The sequence below is a fragment of the Streptomyces sp. NPDC048521 genome, from assembly GCF_043199855.1.
In the GTDB taxonomy this organism is placed as follows: domain Bacteria; phylum Actinomycetota; class Actinomycetes; order Streptomycetales; family Streptomycetaceae; genus Streptomyces.
Map to the genome: position 1 here is coordinate 25,392 of NZ_JBICWR010000017.1, position 21,602 is coordinate 46,993.

General features: G+C 71.3%; 21 protein-coding genes. 10 read left to right on the top strand and 11 right to left on the bottom strand.

The window, feature by feature from the left end; translation table 11 throughout:
• The first annotated feature begins 59 nt into the window (after window positions 1–59).
• Genes ACGFRF_RS31645 through ACGFRF_RS31655 form a run of 3 tightly spaced genes read left to right on the top strand, consistent with a single transcriptional unit; the run spans window position 60 to window position 2,040 of the window.
• Complete coding sequence (locus ACGFRF_RS31645) at window positions 60–965, top strand: AraC family transcriptional regulator (protein ID WP_393745826.1); 906 nt, start codon at window positions 60–62, stop codon at window positions 963–965.
• Window positions 962–1,735: an AzlC family ABC transporter permease gene (locus ACGFRF_RS31650; protein ID WP_393745828.1), complete on the top strand. Its 774-nt coding sequence runs from the start codon at window positions 962–964 to the stop codon at window positions 1,733–1,735. The genes ACGFRF_RS31645 and ACGFRF_RS31650 overlap by 4 nt, the downstream gene beginning before the upstream one ends.
• On the top strand, window positions 1,732–2,040 hold the full coding sequence (locus tag ACGFRF_RS31655; RefSeq protein ID WP_393745830.1) for an AzlD domain-containing protein: 309 nt from the start codon (window positions 1,732–1,734) through the stop codon (window positions 2,038–2,040). The genes ACGFRF_RS31650 and ACGFRF_RS31655 overlap by 4 nt, the downstream gene beginning before the upstream one ends.
• Window positions 2,041–2,416: 376 nt before the next feature.
• On the opposite strand, the gene ACGFRF_RS31660 is transcribed toward ACGFRF_RS31655, so the two are convergent.
• A complete protein-coding gene (locus tag ACGFRF_RS31660) occupies window positions 2,417–3,361 on the bottom strand; it encodes a hypothetical protein (RefSeq protein WP_393745832.1) in 945 nt (314 codons plus the stop codon).
• A gap of 80 nt (window positions 3,362–3,441) precedes the next feature.
• Between ACGFRF_RS31660 and ACGFRF_RS31665 the strand changes: the two genes are divergently transcribed.
• Together ACGFRF_RS31665 and ACGFRF_RS31670 are read left to right on the top strand one after the other, a co-directional pair.
• Window positions 3,442–3,636, top strand: coding sequence for a DUF3046 domain-containing protein (locus ACGFRF_RS31665; protein WP_393745834.1), 195 nt, complete (start codon window positions 3,442–3,444; stop codon window positions 3,634–3,636).
• A gap of 130 nt (window positions 3,637–3,766) precedes the next feature.
• On the top strand, window positions 3,767–5,023 hold the full coding sequence (locus tag ACGFRF_RS31670) for an AI-2E family transporter (RefSeq protein WP_393745836.1): 1,257 nt from the start codon (window positions 3,767–3,769) through the stop codon (window positions 5,021–5,023).
• Window positions 5,024–5,126: 103 nt separating this feature from the next.
• Here the strand turns inward: ACGFRF_RS31670 and ACGFRF_RS31675 are convergent, their stop codons facing one another.
• The gene (locus tag ACGFRF_RS31675; protein WP_393745838.1) at window positions 5,127–5,870 is read right to left on the bottom strand and encodes a hypothetical protein; all 744 of its coding nucleotides are present in this window, start codon (window positions 5,868–5,870) and stop codon (window positions 5,127–5,129) included.
• 305 nt (window positions 5,871–6,175) lie between these two features.
• On the opposite strand from ACGFRF_RS31675, the gene recA reads away from it, so the two are divergent.
• From recA to ACGFRF_RS31690, 3 genes are all read left to right on the top strand, one after another.
• A complete protein-coding gene (gene recA, locus ACGFRF_RS31680) occupies window positions 6,176–7,303 on the top strand; it encodes a recombinase RecA (RefSeq protein WP_393745840.1) in 1,128 nt (375 codons plus the stop codon).
• A 3-nt stretch (window positions 7,304–7,306) separates the two neighbouring features.
• Window positions 7,307–8,140 (top strand): recombination regulator RecX, encoded by an 834-nt coding sequence (recX, locus tag ACGFRF_RS31685; protein WP_393745842.1) that lies wholly within the window; start codon window positions 7,307–7,309, stop codon window positions 8,138–8,140.
• Between the two features lie 571 nt (window positions 8,141–8,711).
• Window positions 8,712–11,240 carry an ABC transporter permease gene (locus ACGFRF_RS31690; protein ID WP_393745844.1) on the top strand — a complete coding sequence of 843 codons (2,529 nt, stop codon included), beginning with the start codon at window positions 8,712–8,714 and terminating at the stop codon, window positions 11,238–11,240.
• Between the two features lie 260 nt (window positions 11,241–11,500).
• Here the strand turns inward: ACGFRF_RS31690 and ACGFRF_RS31695 are convergent, their stop codons facing one another.
• From ACGFRF_RS31695 to ACGFRF_RS31730, 8 genes are all read right to left on the bottom strand, one after another.
• The gene (locus tag ACGFRF_RS31695; protein ID WP_393746074.1) at window positions 11,501–11,881 is read right to left on the bottom strand and encodes a rhodanese-like domain-containing protein; all 381 of its coding nucleotides are present in this window, start codon (window positions 11,879–11,881) and stop codon (window positions 11,501–11,503) included.
• A gap of 260 nt (window positions 11,882–12,141) precedes the next feature.
• Window positions 12,142–12,681: a cysteine dioxygenase gene (locus ACGFRF_RS31700; RefSeq protein WP_393745846.1), complete on the bottom strand. Its 540-nt coding sequence runs from the start codon at window positions 12,679–12,681 to the stop codon at window positions 12,142–12,144.
• A gap of 67 nt (window positions 12,682–12,748) precedes the next feature.
• Window positions 12,749–12,796 carry a hypothetical protein gene (locus ACGFRF_RS31705; RefSeq protein WP_309506048.1) on the bottom strand — a complete coding sequence of 16 codons (48 nt, stop codon included), beginning with the start codon at window positions 12,794–12,796 and terminating at the stop codon, window positions 12,749–12,751.
• 116 nt (window positions 12,797–12,912) lie between these two features.
• A complete protein-coding gene (locus tag ACGFRF_RS31710) occupies window positions 12,913–14,517 on the bottom strand; it encodes an FAD-dependent monooxygenase (RefSeq protein WP_393745847.1) in 1,605 nt (534 codons plus the stop codon).
• Window positions 14,518–14,693: 176 nt separating this feature from the next.
• Entirely contained in the window at window positions 14,694–15,629 is a 936-nt protein-coding gene (locus tag ACGFRF_RS31715) for an amino acid ABC transporter permease (protein ID WP_393745849.1), read from the bottom strand.
• A complete protein-coding gene (locus tag ACGFRF_RS31720; RefSeq protein WP_393745851.1) occupies window positions 15,626–16,291 on the bottom strand; it encodes an amino acid ABC transporter permease in 666 nt (221 codons plus the stop codon). Before ACGFRF_RS31720 ends, ACGFRF_RS31715 begins: the two co-directional genes overlap by 4 nt.
• 75 nt (window positions 16,292–16,366) lie before the next feature.
• Window positions 16,367–17,203 carry a glutamate ABC transporter substrate-binding protein gene (locus tag ACGFRF_RS31725; RefSeq protein ID WP_393745853.1) on the bottom strand — a complete coding sequence of 279 codons (837 nt, stop codon included), beginning with the start codon at window positions 17,201–17,203 and terminating at the stop codon, window positions 16,367–16,369.
• A gap of 81 nt (window positions 17,204–17,284) precedes the next feature.
• Window positions 17,285–18,061 (bottom strand): amino acid ABC transporter ATP-binding protein, encoded by a 777-nt coding sequence (locus ACGFRF_RS31730; RefSeq protein ID WP_393745855.1) that lies wholly within the window; start codon window positions 18,059–18,061, stop codon window positions 17,285–17,287.
• 295 nt (window positions 18,062–18,356) lie between these two features.
• On the opposite strand from ACGFRF_RS31730, the gene ACGFRF_RS31735 reads away from it, so the two are divergent.
• Together ACGFRF_RS31735 and ACGFRF_RS31740 are read left to right on the top strand one after the other, a co-directional pair.
• Entirely contained in the window at window positions 18,357–19,043 is a 687-nt protein-coding gene (locus tag ACGFRF_RS31735) for a response regulator transcription factor (protein WP_393745857.1), read from the top strand.
• Between the two features lie 9 nt (window positions 19,044–19,052).
• Window positions 19,053–20,468: a sensor histidine kinase gene (locus tag ACGFRF_RS31740; protein WP_393745859.1), complete on the top strand. Its 1,416-nt coding sequence runs from the start codon at window positions 19,053–19,055 to the stop codon at window positions 20,466–20,468.
• A gap of 33 nt (window positions 20,469–20,501) precedes the next feature.
• Here ACGFRF_RS31740 and ACGFRF_RS31745 read toward each other — a convergent pair whose 3' ends face one another.
• On the bottom strand, window positions 20,502–21,500 hold the full coding sequence (locus ACGFRF_RS31745; protein ID WP_393745861.1) for a TAXI family TRAP transporter solute-binding subunit: 999 nt from the start codon (window positions 21,498–21,500) through the stop codon (window positions 20,502–20,504).
• Between the last annotated feature and the right edge of the window lie 102 nt (window positions 21,501–21,602).

Genomic DNA, 21,602 nt, shown 5'->3' on the forward strand with positions numbered 1-21,602 from the left:
GGCGCGCGTCAGGAGGGGTCGGGAGACGGCCGGGGGACGGCGGGGCGGACAATGGTCGCATGGCGGGTGCAACTGGACGGCGCGAGGACCGACCGAGCCGGGACCGACCGGTGGAGCGGGCACGGCACTGGCGGTACGAGGAACTGCCCGGAGTCGACCTGCTCCAGGCCCGGTACGTCCGCAAGACCTTCGTCCGCCACACCCACGAACACTTCGTGATCGCGGCCATCGCCGACGGCGTGGAGGTCTTCCACCACCACGGCTCCGACGTGTCCGCCGGCGCCGGTACCCTCGCCCTGGTCAACCCGGACACTCCGCACACCGGCCGCGCCGGCGTCCCCGAGGGCTGGCGCTACGGCGCGCTCTACCCGTCGCCCGAGGTCGTCGCCGCGATCGCCGCCGAGACCAGCACCGTCCGGGGCACCCCGGGCTTCGTCAGCCCCGTCCTCGACGACCCCTACACCGTTCGCCTGGTCCACCAGGTGCTCCGCGCAGCCGACGAGGGCAACGCGCTGGCCGCCGACACGCTCTTGCGGGTCGCCGTGACCCGGCTGCTGCGGCTGAACGGCGGCCCGCTGCCGCAGCGGCGGACAAGGACGGCCGGAGCCCGGATCGCCGCACACGCGCGTGCGGTGCTGGAGGAGCGGATGGCCGAGCCGCCGACCCTGGAACGGCTGGCCACCGACCTCGGGACCAGCCCCTTCGCGCTGCTCCGGGCGTTCCGCGACACCTACGGCATGCCGCCGCACACCTGGCTGACCGACGCCCGCGTGCGCCGCGCGCGGCTCCTGCTGGACGCCGGGACAGCCCCCGCCGAGGCGGCCGTCGCCGTCGGCTTCACCGACCAGCCCCACCTCAACCGGCACTTCGCCCGGATCGTCGGCGTGCCCCCGGGGGCCTACCAACGTGAGCGCAAGAACGTACAAGACCTGCGCCGAGGCCCGCCCGTACCGTCCGAGGCGTGACACAGCAGACAGCACTCGCGCACATGACCGCCGACGGAGCGGGAAAACCGGACGCGGCCGTCGTACGGGACGCCCTCGGAGTCGGCGTCGCCGTCGGCCTGTCGGGATTCGCCTTCGGGGTGACCTCGGCCGGCAGCGGACTCGGGCTGCTCCAGACCTGCGCGCTCAGCCTCCTGGTGTTCACGGGCGCCTCGCAGTTCGCCCTGGTCGGAGCACTCGCCGCCGGAGGGAACCCGTTCACCGCCGCCGCGGGAGCCTTCTTCCTGGGCGTGCGCAACGCCTTCTACGGGCTGCGGCTGTCGCAGGTGCTCGCCCTCCCGCGCGCGGTACGGCCCTTCGCCGCCCAATGGGTGATCGACGAGACGACCGCGGTCACCCTGACGCAGCCGACCCGGCGCGCCGCCCGGATCGGCTTCACCGTCACCGGGCTCAGCCTGTACCTGCTGTGGAACCTCACCACGCTGCTCGGCGCGCTGGGGGCCGAAGCCATCGGTGACACGCGCGCGTGGGGGCTGGACGCCGCCGGGCCCGCCGTGTTCCTGGCCCTGCTCGCGCCGATGCTCAAGACGGCCACCGAGCGCGCGGTCGCGGGTCTCGCGGTCCTGCTGGGCCTCGGCCTGCTATCCGTCCTGCCGGCCGGCGTGCCCGTCCTGGTGGCGGCGCTGGCGGCACCGGTCGCGCTGTTCGCCGAGGGCCGGCGCGGCGGTCGTGGACGACAGGACGTGAAGGACGCGCCGGAGACACCGGACGGACCGGAGGAGGACCGGTGAACACCTGGATCGCGATCGCCGCGACCGCCCTCGGCTGCTACGCCGTCAAGCTGGCCGGGCTGCTCGTGCCCGCGGGCGCCATGGAGCGGCCGTTCGTACGGCGGCTCGCCGCCCTGCTGCCGGTCGCCCTCCTCGCCGCGCTCACGGCGCAGCAGACCTTCGCCGACGGGCACACGCTCGTGCTGGACGCGCGGGCCGCGGGGCTCGGCGCGGCCGCCGTGGCGCTGCTGCTGCGTGCGCCGTTCCTGCTGGTCGTCGCGGCGGCCGTGGTGGTGACGGCGGGGGTGCGGGTCGTCGGCGGCTGAGGCGGGGTACCTCAGGCGACGCACGGGTCGGTTTCGGCGGAGGGCGACGCGGCTCGGGCGGCGGACGGGGTCGGTTCGGTTGGGAGCGGGAGCGGGGCGGCTCGGTTCGGTTCGGCTGGGGGACGGGTCGGGCCGGCTGCCGCGCTGGATCGGCTTGGGTCACGGGCAGGGTGGTTCAACACTGGACCGGTTTGGGTCACGGGCAGGATTGGCTCGGGCGGCGAACCGGGTCGGGCTCGGTCGGTGGACGGACCGGCTGCCGTACTGGATCGGCTCGGGTCAGGGCAGGAGTGGCTCAACGCTGGACCGGTTGGGTCACGGACAGGAGTGGCTCGGGCGGCGAACCGGGTCGGTTCGGTCGACGGCTACGGGTGGATCACCCCATGAAGCGGCCGTACGCCCTCAGCGTGCGCAGCGCCTCGATGGTCACCAAAGGGCGTGCCTCCAGCGCGGGGGCCGGTGCCCACTGGCGCCAGCGGATCGGCCAGCCCCCGTCCTCCCGCTGCTCGGCGGCCAGGTGGTCCAGCGAGCGGGCCATCTCGTCGTCCGTGAACCACGCGCGCGCGAGCGACTCCGGGCTCTTGGCGAAGTCGTGCGGGAAGTGATGCTCGCCCGGGGCGTAGCCGGGCGCGACCGGGTACGCCTCGAGATCGTCCGGGTCCAGCGCCGCGAGCCGCTGCTCCCGCACGAGGCGGCCCAGTCGGTCGGCGGCGGCCTCCGCGCGCGGGCGGTCGGGAGCCGAGTCCAGGAAGGCCACGGCGGCCTCCACCTCGTAGGGGTGGGACTTCTCCAGGGACTCCACGGCCTGCCAGCAGAAGTCGGTGGCCCGGAACAGCCAGGCGTGCCACACCTCGTTGCGGTGCAGCAGCCCGACGACCGGGCCGGTGGCCAACAGGTCGCTGGGCGGGTCGTCGAGGACCGGGAGGAACGGCGCGGTGGGATAGCCGCGCTGGCTGGGATGGATCGCCGGCAGGGCGCCGTCCGCGGTGGAGACGGAGGTCAGATAGCGGCACACACGCTCCACCCGCTGCCCGCCGCAGCGTCCGATGGCGTCCAGCACGCGCAGCGCGTGGGCGGTGTGCAGGGGCTGGCTCACGGGTCCGCGCAGATCGGGCTCGAGTGCGTGCCCGTAGCCGCCGTCCTCGTTGCGGTAGGCGTCCAGTGCCGCTTCCACCGCGTCCGGGGTGCCGTGCAGGAAGTGGTACGCGAAGAGGCGCTGCTCCAGCACGCGCGCGGTGAGCCACACGAACTGTTCGGCGCGGAACAGCGGGGAGCGCGCCGGGGGTGCAGGGGGGAGTGGGGAAGCTCCTGATTCGGCCATGCGTCAGACCGTAGGGCGGAAAGCGGTCTCGGCAAGCGGTCCCGGGCGGGGCCCACCCTCAGGGGCGGGATACTGGACTCATGCGGTTGACGGTCTTCTGGCAGCGGATGGCGGAACACTTCGGTCCGGGGTACGCGGACACCTTCGCGCGCGATCACGTCATGTCGGAGCTGGGCGGACGCACGGTGAACGAGGCGTTGGACGCCGGCTGGGAGGCCAAGGACGTGTGGCGCGTGGTCTGCACGGTCATGAACGTGCCGGGGGAGAGGCGTTGACGCAGCAGCGTTGATGCCTTGACCGAAATGCCCCGATCAATCCATGAAGATGTAGAGGATACGGCACTGATCCGTCACGAAGATCACAGGCGCGCGCCTGTTGTCGGCGCAGTCGGCGAGACTGGGCTCTGTGGCACCCACTGACGAGGACACCCAGCCGCCCGCACGGCACGCAGCACCGACCGGTACGACGCCGCCCGACCGCCCGCCGGCCCCAGGCACCGTCGTTCCGGGCGCCCGCATGCCGCGCTGGCTGCCGCGCGCCATGGTGCTCGCGCTCGCGTTGATCGCAGCGTTCCAACTCGGCAGTTGGGCCTTCCACCAGCTGACCGGACTGTTGATCAACATATTGATCGCGTTCTTCCTGGCCCTCGCGATCGAGCCCGCGGTGAGCCGGATGGCCGACCGAGGCATGCGCAGGGGGCTCGCCACATTCCTGGTCTTCCTCGGGTTGACGATCGTCACCGCCGGGTTCGTCACGTTGCTCGGCTCCATGCTCGCCGGCCAGATCATCAAGATGATCGAGGGTTTCCCGGCCTACCTTGACTCGCTGATCAACTGGATCAATCACACCTTCCACACCGAGCTGAGGCGGGTGGACATCCAGGAGGGCCTGCTCCACTCCGACTGGCTGCGCAAGTACGCGCAGAACAGCGCGGCCGGCGTCCTCGACGTCTCCACCCAGGTGCTCGGCGGACTCTTCCAGCTGCTGACGGTCACGCTGTTCTCGTTCTACTTCGCCGCCGACGGTCCCCGGCTGCGCCGTGCCCTGTGCTCCGTCCTGCCGCCCGCACGCCAGGCCGAGGTACTGCGCGCCTGGGAGATCGCCGTCGACAAGACGGGCGGCTATCTCTACTCGCGCGGCCTCATGGCGCTGATCTCCGGAATCGCGCACTACATCCTGCTGCAGGCCCTCGGTGTGCCGTACGCGCCCGTGCTCGGTGTCTGGGTGGGCCTGGTCTCGCAGTTCATCCCGACCATCGGCACGTACCTCGCGGGCGCGCTGCCGATGTTGATCGCGTTCACCGTGAACCCCTGGTACTCGGTGTGGGTGCTGGTCTTCGTCGTGATCTACCAGCAGTTCGAGAACTACGTGCTCCAGCCCAAGCTGACCGCCAAGACGGTCGACATCCACCCGGCGGTCGCCTTCGGCTCGGTCGTCGCGGGCACCGCGCTGCTGGGCGCCGTCGGCGCGCTGATCGCCATCCCCGCGGTGGCCACCCTGCAGGCCTTCCTGGGGGCGTACGTGAAGCGGTACGCCGTCACGGACGACCCCCGGGTGCAGGGGCACCGCGGCAGGGGGCCGGGCGGTCCCGGACTGCTCGTCCGCATGCGACGGCTGCGGTCCGGCAGGCCTGTCACGCCCGACGCGGAGGAGGCGCCGTAGGAACGGCGCGTCTTCCCGCGCGCGGCGCGCGCATCCCACTTGAGGCGGGTGCACGCGTCGACGTGGGGGCGCACGTGTCGATACGGCAGCGGGATACCCGGCATCAACAGGTCAGGGCCGCCCATACGCCGGCTGCCGCGACGGCCGCCGCGTAGCAACCGGTGGCCGCGGCCACGATCCGCCGGCGTGTCCGCACGCTCCAGGGCGTTCGGGACAGCAGCCGGGCCAGCAGGGGCAGGACGAGGACGGCGTGCAGGCTCACGCCGTGCAGCGGCTTGAGCGGGGCCGTCGAGTGATACGCGGCCTCCTGGTGGCCGGTCCGGGTCAGCACGACCCCGCGCGCGATCATCACCGCCCCCGAGACCAGTGCCACCATCAGCAGTGCGAACCCGGAGCGCACCGCGAGCGCCATGCCGACGGGGCCCGCCGGCCGGCGCCGGAAGGACGCGACGGCGAAGACCGTGAGCAGCGCGACCAGCACGCCGCCGCCCACCGCGAGCGTCATGGACACCGCCGTGTCGAAAGGGGTCTGCACGTTCAGGTGCGAGGGCACCCGGCGCCATGCCTGGAGCGTGATGCCGCCGACCTCCACCAGGCAGTCGACGGCGAAGACGAGCAGCAGGGCCGAACGCAGCCGCGCGTCGACCCGCAGGTACGACGTGACCCAGGTGATCGCGATCAGCGTCAGCCCGAAGGAGAGCCCGAACGTGACGGGCTTGCGCCAGGAGACGGGACCGTCCCAGGGACCGCCGTCGACGGCGAACACCACCAGGTGCAGGAGGCCGGACAGGACGAGGAACAGCCCCGTCGCGTGGCAGAGGCGGTCGACGGCACGCTGAATCTTCATGGGCCAAGGCTTCCGGGAGCGGCCCGGCGAGGTCGTCGTCCGCCCGAAGGCACCCGCGGTACGCCACCGGGAGTAGCGGTCCGAGCGCCCCGCTCCGGGCGCGAGGGGTTGCGCTTGACACGAAAATCGAACATCCATTCTTATGGAGGCTCAGGCGAGGCTTTCGGCAGGGGGTTTCGGACCGGTTTGCCGGGAAACGTCCCTCGGTTATCCACAGGCTGGACCTGCGTCGGGGCGCATTGTCAGTGGCAGGCGTTAGCGTCTTTGACGTGAAGCGATCGACTCAAGCAAACCGGGTGGAACCCATGGCAGGAACCGACCGCGAGAAGGCGCTCGACGCCGCGCTCGCGCAGATTGAACGACAATTCGGCAAGGGCGCGGTCATGCGCATGGGCGAGCGGTCGAAGGAGCCCATCGAGGTCATCCCGACCGGGTCGACCGCGCTCGACGTCGCCCTCGGCGTCGGCGGCCTGCCGCGTGGCCGTGTCGTGGAGATCTACGGACCGGAGTCCTCCGGTAAGACGACCCTGACCCTGCACGCCGTGGCGAACGCGCAGAAGGCCGGAGGCCAGGTCGCCTTCGTGGACGCCGAGCACGCTCTCGACCCCGAGTACGCGCGCAAGCTCGGCGTCGACATCGACAACCTGATCCTCTCCCAGCCGGACAACGGCGAGCAGGCCCTGGAGATCGTGGACATGCTGGTCCGCTCCGGTGCCCTCGACCTCATCGTCATCGACTCCGTCGCCGCGCTCGTCCCGCGCGCGGAGATCGAGGGCGAGATGGGTGACAGCCACGTCGGTCTGCAGGCCCGTCTGATGAGCCAGGCGCTCCGCAAGATCACCAGCGCGCTCAACCAGTCCAAGACCACCGCGATCTTCATCAACCAGCTCCGCGAGAAGATCGGCGTGATGTTCGGCTCCCCGGAGACCACGACCGGTGGCCGGGCGCTGAAGTTCTACGCCTCGGTGCGCATCGACATCCGCCGCATCGAGACCCTGAAGGACGGCACGGAGGCGGTCGGCAACCGCACCCGCTGCAAGGTCGTCAAGAACAAGGTGGCCCCGCCCTTCAAGCAGGCCGAGTTCGACATCCTCTACGGCCAGGGCATCAGCCGTGAGGGCGGTCTGATCGACATGGGCGTGGAGCACGGCTTCGTCCGCAAGGCCGGCGCCTGGTACACGTACGAGGGCGACCAGCTCGGCCAGGGCAAGGAGAACGCGCGCAACTTCCTCAAGGACAACCCCGACCTGGCCAACGAGATCGAGAAGAAGATCAAGGAGAAGCTGGGCGTGGGGGTCCGGCCGGAGGAGCCCGCCACCGAGCCCGGCGCCGACGCGGCGGTGACCACTCCGGTCGCCGACGACGCCAAGACGGCGCCCGCTTCGGCTGCCGCCAAGGCCACCAAGCCCAAGGCCGCCGCTGCCAAGAGCTGACCCGTGACACGACGAACCGACTGGGCCGAGTACGAGTACGCCACCCCCGATGCCCCCCGGGGGAGGGGCACCGGGGGTTTCCCGGACTCCGCCCCGGACGGGGACGGTGGACACCGCGACGACGGATACGGCGGGTACGCGAGTGACGGCGGCGCCTACCCGGGGGGCGCGGGCGACGAGCCGTACGGGGGTGGCTCGCCCGGCCGGGGCTCCGGAGGCACCGCCGGACCGCGGGGCGGCCGGGGGCGCGGCCGGCGGCGGCGTGGCTTCGCAGAGGCGCCCGGTGAGGACGAAGGCGCCCCCTCCTCGTCGAGGGCCGAGCAGGGGGAGTCTTCAGGGGACCCGGCTGAGCGGGCCCGGGCGATCTGCCTGCGCCTGCTCACCGGGACCCCACGCACTCGCAAGCAGCTCGCGGACGCCCTGCGCAAGCGGGAGATTCCCGAGGAGGTGGCCGAGGAGGTGCTGTCGCGGTTCGAGGAGGTCGGGCTGATCGACGACGGCGCGTTCGCGGACGCCTGGGTGGAGTCCCGGCACCACGGCCGTGGGCTGGCCCGCCGCGCGCTCGCCCGGGAACTGCGCACCAAGGGCGTCGACTCCGCGCTGATCGACGAGGCTGTGGGCCAGCTCGACTCCGAGCAGGAGGAGGCGACCGCCCGCGAACTGGTCGCCCGCAAACTGCGCGCCACCCGTGGCCTCGACCGGGACAAGCGGCTGCGCCGCCTCGCCGGCATGCTCGCCCGCAAGGGCTATCCCGAGGGCATGGCCCTCCGCGTCGTCCGCCAAGCCCTGGAGGAAGAGGGCGAGGACACGGAGTTCATCGGGGACGCGGACCTCTGAGGGGACGCGCGGACTTCTGACGGCGCCGTGCGTCCGGACCACGCCCGGCCGCCGCACGCCAGGTCGACTCCGGACGCCCGCCTCGTCTCGCGCCGATCCGGGACGGGCACTTCGCGCTGATCCCGGACGTCCGCCCGGCGCCGATCCCGGACGCCCGCCTCGCGTCGCTCCGATCCGGGACGGGCCCCTCGCGCCGACTCCCGACGCGCACCCCGTTCCGGTCCGGGACGCCCGCCTCCCGTCGACCGCGGATGCCCGCCTCCCGTCGACCGCGGACGTGCGCCTTGCGGCGATCCGGGACGGGAACCTCGCGACGAGCTGAGCCGCGTACAACAGCTCACCGGCCGGGCGCCCAGGTCTGGCATGGCCGGCCATGAACGAGACATGGGCTCCGTCCCGTCAGTGGCGGGTGGGGTTAGCCCCCGCAGGAGACGCCGGGTCACCGCAGTGCTCTCGCGCCACCGTACGGGCGAGTCTGTACGCACGCCCCGGACCACGGCACGCATCGCCGAGGCCGGCCGCGCACGGACGCAACCGACGCGTACGACAGAACAGAAGAGAGCCCGCCCCGATGATGCTGCGCTACGCCCTCCGGACAGTCCGTGCCCGCAAGGCCGGTTTTCTCGGCGCCTTCCTCGCGCTGATGTGCGCCGCGGCTCTGATCACCGCCTGCGGCACTCTCCTCGACACCGGCCTGCGCGGCACCATCCGCACCGAGCGCTATGCCGCCGCTCCCGTCATAGTCTCCGGCGACCAGTACGTCCACCGGACCACCGTCAAGCACAAAAAGGGCAGGACCAAGGCCAAACACAAGGCGAAGCCCATCGCCGAGCGCGCGTGGATCCCGGAACGGTTGAGCACCAGACTCGCGCACACCCCCGGCGTGGTCCGGGTCGTCCCGGAACTCACCTTCCTGGCCGAGCCGTTGACCCCGACCGGTACCGGCGGCCGCTGCGCCTACGGGCACGCCTGGGACTCAGCCGCGCTGACGCCGTACCGGCTGACCACGGGCAGGGCGCCCAAGGTCGCCGGTGACCTGGTCGTCGACAGCGACCTCGCCGCACGGGCCCACCTGCGGCCCGGCGACCGTCTCACCGTGCAGTCCACCCAGGCCCCGCGGAGCTACCGGATCATCGGTATCGCCACCCCGGCCACCGCCGTACGCCACCAGACGTCCCTCTTCTTCACCGCCGACGAGGCGCGCCGACTGGCCGCGCACCCCGGGCAGGTCACCGCGTTCGGTGTGCTGCCGGCCAAGAGTGCGGACCCGGAGCGGGTGCGGCAGGCTGTGGTGAAGGCGCTGCACGGCACCACCGCCCAGGTCAGCACCGGTGACGCCCGGGGACCCGTCGAGTTCCTGGACGCGGCCGCCGCCCGGGTCCGGCTGGTCAGCATGGGCGGTGCCATGGGGGGCACCTCGTTGCTCGTGGCCGCGCTCGTGGTCGTCGGCACCTTCGCGCTCACCGTCCAGCAGCGCCATCGCGAACTCGCCCTGCTCCGCGCCCTCGCCGCCACGCCCGGACAGATCCGCAAGCTGCTCGGCCGGGAGGCGCTGATCGTCGGAGCGGTGGCGGGCGCGTGCGGGGCACTGCTGGGGTTGCCGCTGGGCGCATGGCTGCACTCCCGGTTCGTCGCCCTGGGCGCCGTACCCGACACACTGGAGCACACCGTCGGCGTCTTCCCGCCGCTCGCCGCCCTCGCCGCCACCCTGCTCGGCGCCTGGGCCGCGGCCCGGATCGCCTCCCGCAGGGTCACCAGGATCCGCCCGGCCGAGGCCCTGGCCGAGGCCAGGACCGAGCGCACCCGCCCCGCCTGGGGCCGTATCGCCGCCGGGCTGCTGCTCCTCGTCGGCGGAGTCGTCCTCGTCGTCGTCCTCACCTCCCTGCGCACCGAATCGGCCTCGACACCCGTGACGTTCCTCGCCGTCGTCGTGCTGTCCACCTCCGTCGCCCTGCTCGGTCCCCTCCTGGTCAAGGCGGCCGCGCTGCTGCTCGCCGGCCCGCTCCGGCTCACCGGTCACGGCGGCCGCCTCGCCACCGCCAACCTGCGCGGCAACGCCGCCCGTATGGCCTCCGTCGTCACCCCCCTCACCCTGCTCATCGGCATGACCTGCACGGTCCTGTTCGTCCAGTCCACGCTCGGCGACGCCGCCCGCTCCCAGGCCCGCGAAGGCGTCCGAGCCGACTGGGTCGTCTCTGCCCAGGGTCCGGGCGTTCCCGGTGGGGCCGCGCAGCGGCTGCGCGCACGGCACGACACCGTGACCGAAGTGGTCCGCACGACCGTCCGCATCGGCCTCGACAAGTACCCCGCGCAGGGCGTCACCCCGGCCGGCCTCACCCGCACCTGGGACCCCGAGGTCACCGCCGGCGCCCTCGACCGGTTCGCTCCCGGCACCGTGGCCGTCAGTGAACTCGCAGCCGAGCAGCAGCACTTGGAGCCTGGGAGCACAGTGAGACTCACGCTCGGCGACGGCACACCCGTCACGCTCACCGTCGCCGCCGTCTACGCCCGTGGTCTCGGCTTCGGCGACCTAGCTTTCGCCCACGACCTCGTGGCCCGCCACGTCGACAACCCGCTTGCCTCCTCCCTCCTCGTCGTCACGACCCGCACACAGAGACAACTTGCAACTACCCTGCGTGAGTTCCCGGGGTTGCAAATTCTTTCGCCGACCGCCGCCGACGACCTCCAGGCCGACCGGCAGCAGACGAAAGCCGAGGTCAACTACCTCGCCATGGGGCTCGTCCTGGCCTTCACCGCCATCGCCGTCGTCAACACGCTTGCCATGTCGGTCGCGGAGCGTGTCCGGGAGTTCGCCCTGCTCCGTCTCGCGGGAGCCACCCGCCGACAGGTGCTGCGAATGCTGCGCACCGAGGTGCTGTCCGTCCTGCTCCTCGCCACCTCGTTGGGCAGCGCTATCGCCCTCGCCGTGCTCACCGCGTTCAGCCTCGGCATGACCGGCCACGCGGCCCCCACGGTCACGCCTCTGCTCCATGTCACCGTCGTCGCGGTCGCCGGCCTTCTCGCGCTCGTGGCCAGTGCCGTGCCGGGGCGCGTGGCGCTTCGGGTGCGGGCGGTCACGGTGGCCACGGCCAAAGAATGACACCGTGTCATGTACCCCCGTGCCAGGCGACGCTGAGCACGGGGGTTGGTCCGGCTGTCCGACGGGCTCCACCGGCTTCCCGACAGGGCTCGTCCGGTTTGCCGACAGGGCTCTCTCGGCTTCCCGACAGGGCTCCGCCGGCTTTCCGGCAGAAGTCGGCCGGCTCGGTGCACGGCACGGACCCGCCCGGTCACCAAGGACGGCGTCGGCACAGCTCCGGTGTACTGCCCGGCGCATGACCGGACCGCGCACCGCACGGCTCAGGAGGTCACCGGCTCCACCGGCAGCCCCGCCGCGCGCCACGCCTGGAAGCCGCCCACCAGATCCGTCGCCCGGTGCAGGCCCAGTTGGTGGAGGGAGACCGCGGCGAGGCTGGAGGCGTAGCCCTCGTTGCAGATCACCGCGACGCGCAGGTCGTGTCCGGTGGCCTGGGGTGCGCGGTGGCTGCCCTGCGGGTCGAGGCGCCACTCCAGTTCGTTGCGTTCGACGACGAGGGCGCCGGGGATCAGCCCGTCCCGCTCGCGCAGGGCCGCGTACCGGATGTCGACCAGCAGTGCGTCGCCGGTTTGCGCCGCCTCGTGCGCCTCCCGTGCCTCGATGCGCCGGTAGCCCGCGCGCACCCGCTCCAGCAGCTCATCGATGCCGACGGGCGGTTCACCGTTCGCACTCGGTGCCGACTCCCTGGCATCGACATCGACGGGTCGTTCACCCGTCCTGCTCACCGTCGACTCCGCGGTGTCGACGGGTCGTTCACCCGCCGCGCCCAGCGTCGACTCCGTGATTCCAGCGGGCCGTACACCCGCCGGGCTCACGACCGACCCGTCCCCGCCGACCGGACCCTCGTGCGTCGCGCTCACCGTTGACTCCTCGCTGTCCACCAGTGCCCTGCCCATCCTGCCGGTCACTGCCAGTCCTCCGGGCGTTCGACCTGCTCCAGGTGCAGTACCTGACCCGTGCGGCTGTATCGGCGGATCCGCGGCAGCGGCGGGTAGTAGGCGTGGACGGAGATCGCGTGCTGGTCGGGGGACTCGTTGAGCACCTCGTGCACATGGTGGCGGCCGAAGGCGCGGCCCTCCCCGGCGGGCAGCCGGCGTTCGCGGTCGACGCCCTCGGTGAGTTCCAGGGTCTTCCAGCCGTCGGTGGGCAGCCGGGCGGCGAGGGAGTACTCCTTGAGTTCGCCCGAGGCGGTGAGAAAGGCGCCGACCGAGTCGGCGTGGTCGTGCCAGCCGGTGCCGGTGCCGGGCGGCCAGCCGATCAGCCAGGCCTCGCTGCCGCCGGGCCCCTCCAGCCGTACCCAGGTGCGGCCTTCGGGATCGAGCGGGAGAGAGGCGATCAGCTCGGCGTCGGCCGCCGTGCGCCGTACGAAGTCGAGGAGGTCCGCCTGGGTGGGCGCCGAGCCGACGGCAGGGGACACGGACACGGAGGGGGAGGAGACAGACACGTACACCGTCCTGAGGAAGGTTCGCGGAACGGGCGCATGACGGCGCCCGGAAGGAGGGGGTGCGAATTCAGCAGGACGGGCGACACACGCAGCCCGCATAGCGGACGAGGTCCATATGGACCCTCCGCCACAGGCGCACACAGGTGTCGGTCACGATCCGGAGTACAGCACGCTGCCGTACGCCGGTCAATTCACCGTCACCATGTGGACAGAGCGTGACGGGGCTCACGGTCAGCGCGCGCCGGAACCGGCCTCCGCCTCCTGCTTCACCGCGCCGCCCAGCGCGGCCTCGGCCGCCGCGTACAGGTCGGCCGGGCGGACCCCGCTCAACGCGGTCACCAGGTGGCCGTCGGGGCGCACGAGCAGCACACTGTGCGCGGGCGCACCCGGGTAGCTCTCGGCGACCAGCAGCTCGGCGGGGTGCGGCAGCGCGGTCACGGCGGCCGCGAGCCGGGGCATCACCCCGGCGGAGACCCAGTGTTTGCGCTCCCATACCCCCGTACCCGGCGCGATCAGGACGACGAGCAGCGCGCCCCGGCCCAGCCGGTCGCGCAGTTGGACGAAGGAGCCGTCCTCAGCGGTGACCCGTACGTCCGTGACCGGTGCGCCGGGCGGGGTGTCGACCGGGATCTCCGCCTCCAGGGGCGGGGGTGCGAGCGGCGAGTCGGCGTACGTCCCCGGCGCGCCGAGCGTCCCGCGGCCCAGGTGACCGTCCGTGAGCAACCCGTCGTGGCCCCTGGCCGCGCCCGGCACGATGTGGCGCAGCCCGCCCCCACCGCGCAGCACCGGCAGCACCTGGTCGGCGGCGCGCAGCCGGGCGGCGACCACCGCGCGCCGCTCGGCCTGGTAGCTGTCGAGCAGCGCCTCGTGCGGGCCGCGGTGCCAGGCGACGGCCAGCTTCCAGGCGAGGTTGTCGGCGTCCCGCAGGCCCTCGTCCAGCCCCTGGGTGCCGAACGCGCCGAGCAGGTGGGCCGCGTCCCCGGCGAGGAAGACGCGGCCGACGCGCCACCGGCGGGCCAGCCGGTGGTGCACGGTGTGGACACCGGTGTCGAGCAGGTCGTACGCCGGCGTGGAGCCGCCGGTCCAGCCTGCGAGGGTCTCGCGGATCCGGGCCACCAGGATCTCGGGGGTGACCAGCTCCTTGCCCGGCGGCAGCAGCCAGTCCAGGCGCCACACGCCGTCCGGGAGGGGGCGGGCGATCACCTCCCCGGCCGAGGGCCCGGACTGCCGCCACGGCAGCGTCCGATGGAGCAACGCCTGACCCTCCCACGGAAGTTCCGCGCGCAGCGCGGCGACCGCGTGTCGTTCCACCGCGGTGCGGCCAGGGAAGCGGATGTCCTGGAGTTTGCGCACCGTCGAGCGGGTTCCGTCGCACCCGACCAGATAGCTGCCGCGCCACCAGGTGCCCTGAGCGCCCCGGGTGTGCGCGGTGATGCCGGAACGCTCCTGCTCGATCGAGTCGAGGCGGCTGTCCACCACCACCTTCACCAGCGGCTGGTCGTCGATGGCGGCGCGCAGGGCGTGGGTGAGGACGTGCTGGGCGATGTGCAGCGGGGCGGCGGGGGAGGCCTCGTCGAAAACGACCTCACTCATCACCTGCTTGCGCCGCAGCAACCGCCATCCGGCCCAGCGCACGCCGTGCTCACCGAGTGCGACCCCGGTCAGCCGCTCCACGAGGGCGGCTGTGTCCTCGCGCAGCACGACGGTGCGCGCCGGGCGGGGTTCGTCCTTGCCGGGGCCCTCGTCCAGGACGACGGACGGCACCTCCTGCCGGGCCAGGGCCAGGGCCAGCGTGAGCCCGACGGGCCCCGCTCCGACGATGATCACCGGGTCCATGACGCGGCGCCCCCTGCCCGTGACGATGCCCTGACGGAGACAAGTGAACAGGAAGGGGGAGCGGGGTGCACGATCACAGAACGTATGCAACCCATTGGCAGAGTTTGCGTCAAGCGACCGGAGGCAGTGGCGATCATGCCACTGCCTCCGGTCGAGTCATACGACGTGAGTGAGCGTCACTTCCTGGCGCCGCCGAAGTCGCCTACGCCCGCCGCAGTGCCCTCCGGGTCGCCTCCGGTCGCCGCCGTACCCGCGATGTCCGCCACGTCTTGGGCACCGAGCACCGCGCCGGTCGACTTCTTGCGCCGCCGCAGCCGGCCCTCCAGCCAGCTCGCGAACGACGTCAGCGAGAAGTTGATGACCACGAAGATCACGGCTACGACAGTCAGCGAGGCGATGATGTTGCCGTAGTAGCCGGCCATCGTGTTCGCCGAGGCCAACAGCTCGGGGAAGGTGAGCACCGCACCGCCGAGAGCCGTGTCCTTCACGATGACGACCAGCTGGCTGACGATCGCCGGCAGCATCGTGGTGACCGCCTGCGGCAGCAGGATGAGCCGCATCACCTGACCCTTGCGCAGACCGATCGCCACGGCCGCCTCGGACTGGCCCTTCGGCAGGGTGAGGATGCCCGCGCGGACGATCTCAGCGAGCACCGACGCGTTGTACAGCACCAGGCCGGTCACCACCGCGTAGAACGGACGGTCGTCCGAACTGACGTCGGTGTACTGGGCGAAGAGCGCGAGCCCGAAGATCATCAGGACCAGGACGGGGATCGCGCGGAAGAACTCGACCACGACCGCGGCCGGGACGCGCACCCACGCGTGGTCCGACAGCCGGGCTATGCCGAGGACGGCACCCAGGGGAAGCGCGATGACCATGGCCAGCGCCGCCGCCTTCAGGGTGTTCTGCAGACCGGGCCAGATGTACGTCGAGTACGCCTCGGTGCCGCTGAGGAACGGCTTCCACAATGACCAGGCCAGCTGGCCCTTGTCGTCGAGGGCCTTGTACACCCACCACACCACTGCCGCGAGGGCCAGCAGGAAGAGGGCGGTATAGAGGACGTTGCGCCGCTTGGCGCGGGGGCCCTGGGCGTCGTACAGGACGGAACTCATCGCTTCACCGCCATCTTCTTGCCCACCCAGCCGAGGATCAGGCCGGTCGGCAGGGTCAGGCACACGAACCCGAAGGCGATGACCGCCGAGATCACCAGCAGCTGCGCCTCGTTCTCGATCATCTCCTTCATCAGGAACGCCGCCTCCGCCACCCCGATCGCGGCGGCTACCGTCGTGTTCTTCGTCAAGGCGATCAGCACGTTGGTCAGCGGTCCGATGGCCGCGCGGAACGCCTGGGGCAGCACGATCAGGCCCAGCACCTGTGTGAAGCTGAGGCCGATGGCCCGCGCGGCCTCGGCCTGGCCGACCGGCACCGTGTTGATGCCGGAGCGGATCGCCTCACACACGAAGGCCGAGGTGTAGAGGATCAGGCCGAGCACGGCCAGCCGGAAGCCCTGGACCTTGAAGTCGTGCGCACCGAGGGTGATGCCCAGCGTCTGGCTGAGACCGAGCGAGGAGAACAGGATGATCACCGTCAGCGGGATGTTCCGCACGATGTTCACGTAGGCGGTACCGAAACCGCGCATCAGCGGTACCGGGCCCACCCGCATGGCGGCCAGCATGGTGCCCCAGACCAGGGAGCCGACGGCCGACAGCAGCGTGAGCTGCACGGTCGTCCAGAAGGCGCCCAGTACGTCGTAACGTCCTAGAAAGTCGAACACGATCTCCCGCGCTTCCGCGTGTAGGGATGCCCCGGTGCGCCGCCGTCAGGGGCGGCGCACCGGTCGGGCATTGCCTCAGCTCTTGATGTCGCCGATCTTCGGAGCGGGCTCGTTCTTGTAGTTGGCCGGGCCGAAGTTCTTCTTCACGGCCGCCTCCCAGGAACCGTCGGAGACCATCTCCTCCAGCGCCTTGTTGATCTTGGCCTTGAGGTCGCTGCCCTTCTTGACGCCGATGCCGTAGTTCTCGTTGGTCATCTTGAAGCCGCCCAGCTTGAACTTGCCCTTGAACTGGGTCTGGGAGGCGTAACCGGCGAGGATCGAGTCGTCCGTGGTGAGGGCGTCGATGGCGCCGCTCTGCAGGCCGGACAGGCACGCCGAGTAGGTCGGGTACGTCTGCAGGTTCGCCTTCGGGGCCAGCGTCTTCTTGACGTTCTGCGCCGAGGTCGAACCGGCCACGGAACACAGGTTCTTGTTGTTGAGGTCCGCTGGCGACTTGATCTTCGCCTCGTCCGCACGCAGGAGCACGTCCTGGTGGGCCAGCAGGTACGGGCCCGCGAAGTCGACCTTCTGCTGACGCTCCGGGGTGATCGAGTAGGAGGCGGCGATGAACTGGACGTCACCGCGCTGCAGCATGGTCTCGCGGTCGGCGCTCTTCGACTCCTTCCACTCGATCTGGTCCGCGCCGTAACCGAGCTTCTTGGCGACATAGGTGGCCACGTCGACGTCGAAACCGGAGTAGCCCTGCGGGGTCTTCTGGCCGATGCCCGGCTGGTCGAACTTGATGCCGACGGTGATCTTCTTGCCGCCACCGGAGGAGTTGTCGTCGTCCTTCTTGTCGCCGCCGCACGCGGTGGCGGCCACGGAGAGGGCGACGAGGACGGCCGACGCGGCGGTGACCTTGCGGAGCTTCATGCTGAACATCCTTTGAGTGGTGAGGAACGAGGTCCGTCTGGGGGAGCGACCCGGATCGTGCGGGTGCCGGGGCCCGTACCGTCAGTGGTGCAGGATCTTGGACAGGAAGTCCTTGGCCCGGTCGCTGCGCGGGTTGCTGAAGAACTGGTCGGGCGCAGCCTCTTCGACGATCCGGCCGTCCGCCATGAAGACCACGCGGTTGGCAGCCGAACGTGCGAAGCCCATCTCATGGGTGACGACGATCATCGTCATGCCCTCACGGGCGAGCTGCTGCATGACCTCGAGGACCTCGTTGATCATCTCGGGGTCGAGGGCGGAGGTCGGCTCGTCGAAGAGCATGACCTTCGGGTCCATGGCCAGCGCCCGCGCGATGGCGACACGCTGCTGCTGGCCGCCGGACAGCTGGGCGGGGTACTTGTCGGCCTGCGTGCCCACACCGACCCGGTCCAGCAGGGCCCGCGCCTTCTCCTCGGCCTGCTTCCTGTCCGCCTTGCGGACCTTGAGCTGGCCCAGCATGACGTTCTCGAGCACGGTCTTGTGCGCGAAGAGGTTGAAGGACTGGAAGACCATCCCGACGTCCGCCCGCAGCCGGGCCAGTTCGCGGCCTTCGTGCGGCAGGGGCTTGCCGTCGATCGCGATGGTGCCCGAATCGATCGTCTCCAGGCGGTTGATGGTGCGGCACAGCGTCGACTTTCCGGACCCGGAGGGCCCGATGACCACGACGACCTCGCCGCGGGCGATCGTCAGGTCGATGTCCTGGAGCACGTGCAACGCGCCGAAGTGCTTGTTGACGCTCTTCAGGACGACCAGTTCGTCTGACGTGGCCACGTCTTCCTTGGCCACCGATACATTGGTCATCGCTCTCGGGCTCCGTCCTCCTCGGGTTTCCGAGGACAGTAGTGACCGGCTGTGACCTGCGTCATCACATCTGAGGGAGATCTGAGCATCACGATCCGATAGCAATCGGACACATGTCGTAGCACTTGTGACCTGCGTGCGTATCGGCCGGATAACGGAAGCGGTGGGCAACCGGAACTCTCTTGACGCCGTCCTTGTCCATCAGCGTCACTGCCATGGTGCACGGGCGCGTGCACGTCATGACGAGACCGACGACAACCGAGACCGTACGACCGCTGAACCGGAGGGGGCCGCGATGAGACTGCTCCTCGTCGAGGACGACAACCACGTCGCCGCGGCCCTGTCCGCCGTCCTCGCGCGGCACGGCTTCGACGTCACCCACGCGCGCAGCGGCGAGGAGGCCCTGCAGGCACTGGTCCCCGAGGGCGCCGGCTTCGGCGTGGTCCTGCTCGACCTGGGCCTGCCCGACCAGGACGGCTACGAGGTCTGCGGCAAGATCCGCAAGCGCACCAGCATCCCGGTGATCATGGTCACCGCGCGCTCCGACGTCCGCTCCCGCATCCACGGGCTGAACCTGGGCGCCGACGACTACGTGGTGAAGCCGTACGACACCGGCGAACTGCTCGCCCGTATCCACGCCGTCAGCCGGCGCACCGCCCACGAGGACCCGGCCACCGTCGGCGAGAGCGCCCTGCACCTCGGTCCTGTGCGCATCGAACTGCCCACCCGGCAGGTCAGCGTGGACGGTTCGGTGGTCCAACTGACCCGCAAGGAGTTCGACCTGCTCGCGCTGCTCGCCCAGCGGCCGGGGGTGGTCTTCCGGCGGGAACAGATCATCAGCGAGGTCTGGCGCACCAGTTGGGAGGGCACCGGCCGCACCCTGGAGGTGCACGTCGCCTCGCTGCGGGCCAAACTGCGCATGCCCGCGCTGATCGAGACCGTACGCGGCGTCGGCTACCGGCTCGTCGCCCCGGCCGTCTAGCGGGGACGGGTGCGCACACGGCTCCTCCCGCTGCTCATCGTCCTGCTGGCGGCCGTCCTGCTCGCGCTCGGCATCCCGCTCGCCGTCAGCGTGGCCGCCGCCCAGCAGCAACGGGTCGTCGTCGACCGGATCGACGACACGGCACGCTTCGCCGCGCTCGCCCAGTTCGTCACCGACGCACCCGGCGGCTCCCGACGCACCACCGGCGACGAGCGCGGGGAGACCCTGCGCAGCGAACTGGAGAGCTACTACGGCGTCTACGGCATACGCGCCGGTGTCTACTACCGCAACGGCTCGGCGATGGCCAACGCACCCGGCGACTGGTTCGTACCGCGCGCGGGGGAGATGCGGGAGGCATTCGACGAGGCGCTGCTCAGCCGGCGCAGCCACGACCCCCAGCAGGTGTGGCCCTGGCAGCGCAACCAGCTGATCGTCGCGTCGCCGGTGATCCGCGACGGGGACGTCGTGGCGGTCGTCGTCACCGACTCGCCCACCGGGCAGATGCGGTCGCGGATCCTGCGCGGCTGGCTGTTCATCGGGGCCGGCGAGATAGCGGCGATGCTGCTCGCCGTCGGCGCGGCCCTGCGCCTTACCGGCTGGGTGCTCAAACCTGTGCGGGTGCTGGACGCAACCACCCATGACATCGCCACCGGACGCCTCAAGTCCCGGGTCGCGGCCGCCGGCGGACCGCCGGAACTCAGACGGCTGGCCCGCTCGTTCAACGAGATGGCGGACAACGTCGAAAACGTGCTGGAGCAGCAGCGCGCCTTTGTCGCCGACGCCTCGCACCAACTGCGCAACCCGCTTGCGGCGCTGCTGCTGCGCATCGAACTGCTCGCCCTCGAACTCCCCGAGGACAACGAGGAGATCGCCTCGGTCCGCACCGAGGGCAAGCGCCTCGCGCAGGTTCTGGACGACCTGCTCGACCTGGCGCTGGCCGAGCACGCCGAGGCCGACCTCCGGCTGACCGACATCGGCGCCCTGGCCGAGGAGCGGGTGGCCGCATGGTCACCGGTCGCCAGCGCCAAGGGCGTCCGGCTGACCGGCGACTGCCCGCCCACCACTGGGTGGGCCGACTCGATCACCCTGTCCAGCGCGCTGGACGCGGTGATCGACAACGCCGTCAAGTTCACCCCCGAGGGCGGCACGGTCGAGGTCACCGTCTCCGCCGACGGGGACACCTCCACGGTCGTCGTCACCGACACCGGCCCCGGCCTCACCGATGAGGAACTCGCGCGCGTGGGCGACCGTTTCTGGCGCAGCGGCCGCCACCAGAACGTCAAGGGTTCGGGCCTGGGCCTGTCGATCTCCCGCGCCCTGCTCGCCGCCGGCGGCGGCTCGATCGACTACGCCCACCACGAGCCGCGGGGGCTGCGGGTGACGGTCTCGGTGCCGCGGAACACGGAGAGCCGGCAGGTGTCCTAGGGCCCTGTCGGAGCCCTGTCCGAGGCGGACCGGCTACGGCTTCATCGACCGGTAGTAGCGCCGGGCGCCCGCCTGCAGGGGCAGGGGGTCGGTGTAGATGGCGGTGCGCAGGTCGACCAGTTGCGCGGAGTGGACGTGGGCGCCGATGCCGTCGCGGCTCTTGATCACCGTACGCGTCACCCACTCGGTCAGCCGGGGGTCCATGTCCGTGCGGGTCATCAGCAGGTTGGACACGGCGATCGTCGGCACCTGCGTGCCCTGCTGCACGGCCGGGTAGGCGGACTCGGGGATGTTGGTGGCCCGGTAGTAACGCGCCCCCTGCCCCTGGCTGTGCAGCTTGGTGATGAGGTCACCGTCGATCGGCACGAACGTGAAGGCGGACTGCTTCGCGAGCGCGACCAGCCCCTTCGTGGGCAGCCCGCCCGACCAGAAGAAGGCGTCGATCTTCCCCTGCCGCAGCCGTCCGGGCCCGGTGTCTATGCCGTCCGCGACCGGCGTGATGTCCTTCTGCGGGTCGATGCCGGCCGCCCTGAGCACCCGGTCGGCGATCAGCCGCACGCCGGAGTCGGGCAGTCCGGTCGCCACCCGCTTGTGCCGCAGATCCGCGACGTTCCTGATGCCCGAGCCGCGGGGCACGACGAGATGCACGTAGTCGTCGTAGAGCCGGGCCACGCCGCGCAGTCGCCCCGCTCCGCTGCCGTGCCGCAGCTGGTACGTCTCCACCGCGTCGGCCGCCGCGATGGTGAAGTCGGCCTGGCCGGTCGCCACCCGCTGGACGTTCTCCTGCGAACCGGCACTGTTGAGCAGCTTCACCTCCAGCCCTGGCATGTCCTTCGCCAGCTCCGTGCGCAGCCGCTCGCCGTACTCCTGGTAGACGCCCCGGGGCGTACCGGTGCTGAAGACGATCGTCCCGCTCGGCGGCGTCTCGCCGAAGGGCAGCAGCCACCACAGCAGCAGCCCGAGGGCCACGACACCGGCGGCCGAGCTCTGCAGCGCCCGGCGCCTGCTGATTCGGGAGAACACCTTGGACATGCGGCGATCCTGCCAGGCGACGCGCGCCGGTGACCAGGACCGGGGTCGTACCGGGATCCGGCCGCGGCCGGCGGGCGTTGTCAGTGGCGGCCGTTAGAGTCG